The organism is Halobacillus sp., from assembly GCF_049282395.1.
In the GTDB taxonomy this organism is placed as follows: domain Bacteria; phylum Bacillota; class Bacilli; order Bacillales; family Halobacillaceae; genus Halobacillus.
Window position 1 is genome coordinate 1 of sequence record NZ_JBAPTY010000310.1, and the last position, 2947, is coordinate 2947.

Annotated in this window: 3 protein-coding genes; all 3 read left to right on the top strand. The window is 43.3% G+C overall.

Going from position 1 to position 2947, the window contains the following annotated elements; genetic code table 11:
* Nucleotides 1–107: 107 nt before the first annotated feature.
* The 3 genes from WAM07_RS13250 to WAM07_RS13260 are packed head-to-tail and all read left to right on the top strand — an operon-like array spanning nucleotide 108 to nucleotide 2836.
* Entirely contained in the window at nucleotides 108–713 is a 606-nt protein-coding gene (locus WAM07_RS13250) for an anthranilate synthase component II (RefSeq protein WP_422167561.1), read from the top strand.
* A complete protein-coding gene (gene pabB, locus WAM07_RS13255) occupies nucleotides 710–2434 on the top strand; it encodes an aminodeoxychorismate synthase component I (protein ID WP_422167557.1) in 1725 nt (574 codons plus the stop codon). Before WAM07_RS13250 ends, pabB begins: the two co-directional genes overlap by 4 nt.
* 33 nt (nucleotides 2435–2467) lie before the next feature.
* Nucleotides 2468–2836 (top strand): thiol-disulfide oxidoreductase DCC family protein, encoded by a 369-nt coding sequence (locus tag WAM07_RS13260; protein WP_422167559.1) that lies wholly within the window; start codon nucleotides 2468–2470, stop codon nucleotides 2834–2836.
* Nucleotides 2837–2947: the final 111 nt, after the last annotated feature.

Sequence of the window (2947 nt, forward strand, 5' to 3'; positions counted from 1 at the left end):
GCGTTAATATAATGTGATGATTTTTCCCCTAACAAATTATAGAATCAAATGAGAAAGCTTGTATAATGATAATAGAAACCATTACATCAAGTGAAGGTGCTGCTATTATGATTTTAATCTTAGATAATTATGATTCATTTACTTATAATCTTGTTCAATATTTTAAACAAATCGATAAAGATGTGAAAGTATATAGAAACGATCAGACATCCATTGAGTGTATTAAGAAACTTAATCCCGACTTTATCGTTTTGTCCCCCGGTCCTGGATCTCCCACAGAGACGGGTGTGTGCCGGGATGTCCTGGAGCATTTTCATAAAACGATCCCCATCCTTGGGATATGTTTAGGCCATCAATTAATCGTCGATTTTTTCGGGGGCACGGTGAGAGAGGGGGCCCGGCCAATGCACGGAAAAGTCACGAGAATCAACCATGACGGGAACTCAGTTTTTCGGGACATTCCAGAGAATGTTCAAGTCACTCGTTATCATTCCCTCCATACCCCTGCGAAGGAGCTTCCAAATACTCTTGAAGTTAGTGCTGTATCGGAGGACGGGGTAGTGATGGCCGTGAGGCATCGAACACTACCTATAGAAGGTATTCAATTTCATCCGGAGTCCATCATGACAGATTACGGGTATCAGATGCTCGTTAATGCTTATCACTCCGCTGTTTCCAAAAGTAGTTTGGAACTGGAGGGAGCGCTTCAATGAAAGGGCCAACCTTATTATTCGAGTTTAGTGATCGTTATGGAGACAAGAGCCCTAAAAGATTTGCTGACCCGGAGCGTGTTATTTCTGCTGAAACGGTCGAACAGGTGGAGCAAGCGTTTCTTGAAGTTGAACAGGCGTTGCAGCAAGGCTTTTATGCCGCAGGATTTGTGTCCTACGAAGCTGCACCTGCTTTTGATAAGGCTTTACAAGTTCATTCGAACTCAGAATGGCCGCTGGTCTGGTTTGGAATATTTAATGAACCAGTCTCTAGCGAAGTAAATCCCCACTCGGACTCGTTTCAGGTATCAGATTGGCTCATGGAAGGCGATTACAGCCAGTATAAAGAAGGTATAAGCGAGATAAAAAAGGCCATAAAGCTGGGAGAGACTTACCAGGTAAACTACACAACCAGGCTGAAGGCTGACTTCTCAGGAAATGAATATGTATTTTATAAACAACTGGCTGCTGCACAGAAATCTTCGTACAGTGCTTATATTAATACGGGAACACACCAGCTTTTATCCGCTTCACCTGAGTTGTTTTTCCGTATCGATGATGGGACGATCACCACAAAGCCGATGAAGGGAACAGCCCCCCGGGGCAGGTTTCTTGCAGAAGATGAAAAACGGAAAGCTGACCTTCTTCGTTCAGAAAAGGAACGCTCCGAAAATCTGATGATTGTGGATTTACTTCGAAATGACCTCGGGAGGATTGCTTTACCCGGGTCCGTCCATGTACCTGAGCTCTTTGAAGTGGAGACTTATCCAACCGTCCATCAAATGACCTCCACGATAAAAGGACAACTCGATGATTCCTTCAGTATGTGGGAAGTCTTTCAAGCTTTATTCCCGTGTGGATCTATTACGGGCGCCCCTAAAGTTCGGACGATGGAATATATTCGAAAGTTAGAACGCAGTCCGCGTGAAGTGTATTGCGGAGCCATAGGATATATGACCCCTGAAAAGGAAGCCGTTTTCAACGTTCCGATTCGTACAGTTATGTTGAATAATGGAACGGCTGTCTATGGGACAGGCGGGGGAGTAACATGGGAATCTACGTCTAAGGGAGAGTATGAGGAGATCCATACAAAGGCGAAACTTCTCACAGAAACTGTGCCTGAATTCCGGTTGTTAGAAACAATGAGATTGGATGATGGAAGGATTTCTTTACTTCCTTATCACCTGAAACGTGTGCAAAATTCCAGTGATTATTTTGGATTTAAAGTTGATCAGGCCCTGCTGCTACGGAAAATTCGTGAAATTACTTCCCTTCATCGACAAGGGGGGTACAAGCTAAGAATGTTGGTGGATCAAGAAGGGAATCCTGAAATTGAGTGCAAAACATTAGATGAATTCCCGTCAGCTTTAGAAGCCGAATTGGCCGATCAGCCCGTAGATGAGCAAGATCCTTTTTTGTTCCATAAAACGACTCACAGAAAAGTTTACGAAAAACATCAAAAGAAAAATAAAATGGTGTTGCTATGGAATCAAAAAGGTGAATTAACAGAGTTTACCATCGCTAACCTTGTGGTGAAATTTAATGGGGAATTTTACACGCCTCCCATTTCCTGCGGCCTGCTTTCAGGTACTTACCGAAAACAATTAGTCGAAGAAGGAAAACTTAAGGAGCGGGTTCTGAGGAAAGAAGAGTTGGAAAAATACCAGGAAATATGGATGATTAATAGTGTTCGCGGATGGGTTAGAGTCCATCTCATGGATTAGTCAGCACTTCGATGGAACAAAGGAGATGATGAAATGAAACATGTGGTTTTTTATGATGCTCAGTGTCCTTTCTGTTACCAGATTAAGAGAGTTTTCAGCAAGTTTGACTTGCTGGACCAAATTAAGTGGGTGTCTGTTCAAGCAATCGAGCAAAGTGGATTGTATCCCTACTTAGAAGGCCGTAACACCCTGGATGAGATTCATATGCTGACGAAGGAAGGGGAGATCAAGAAAGGGTTCTTTACGATACGCAGATTGATGCTTGTATTGCCACCCGTTTCTTTAATTGGTCTTCTTCTTTATTTACCAGGTTTGAATCTTATCGGAGCCCCTCTTTATCAATGGTTTTCAAGCCACCGATACCAATGGTTCGGGCGCTATGACTACCCTAGATATTCCTAGAGAAACGCCCCCCTAGTCGCGGGGGCGTTTTTTGTTCTGACGTTTCCACATGCTTCTTGCCCCGAAAATAATAACGATAATGGCTATAATAAGCGCTGTCCAGCTCTCGTT

What these genes read in the sequence shown, in the direction of transcription:
- WAM07_RS13250 (WP_422167561.1), top strand. Translation starts at nt 108, where the DNA reads ATGATTTTAATCTTAGATAATTATGATTCATTTACTTATAATCTTGTT.
- WAM07_RS13260 (WP_422167559.1), top strand. Translation starts at nt 2,468, where the DNA reads ATGAAACATGTGGTTTTTTATGATGCTCAGTGTCCTTTCTGTTACCAG.
- pabB (WP_422167557.1), top strand. Translation starts at nt 710, where the DNA reads ATGAAAGGGCCAACCTTATTATTCGAGTTTAGTGATCGTTATGGAGAC.